Origin of the sequence: Rahnella sp. EDr1-12, from assembly GCF_049206505.1 — a bacterium.
In the GTDB taxonomy this organism is placed as follows: domain Bacteria; phylum Pseudomonadota; class Gammaproteobacteria; order Enterobacterales; family Enterobacteriaceae; genus Rahnella; species Rahnella rivi.
In genome coordinates this window covers 1-256 of sequence record NZ_JBLZNY010000032.1, presented here as the reverse complement: position 1 = coordinate 256, position 256 = coordinate 1, and the positions used below count along the sequence as shown (strand labels likewise).

Genomic DNA, 256 nt, shown 5'->3' with positions numbered 1-256 from the left:
TTCTTTTCGCCTTTCCCTCACGGTACTGGTTCACTATCGGTCAGTCAGGAGTATTTAGCCTTGGAGGATGGTCCCCCCATATTCAGACAGGATGTCACGTGTCCCGCCCTACTCATCGAACTCACAACCTATGCATTTTTGTGTACGGGACTATCACCCTATACTGTGCGACTTTCCAGACGCTTCCACTAACACATACGCTGATGTTGGTTCTGGGCTCTTCCCCGTTCGCTCGCCGCTACTGGGGGAATCTCGG

General features: G+C 52.3%; 1 rRNA gene. It reads right to left on the bottom strand.

Annotated elements, in window-relative coordinates:
- Positions 1 to 256, bottom strand: a 23S ribosomal RNA gene (locus ACO0U8_RS24260); the annotation flags it as partial.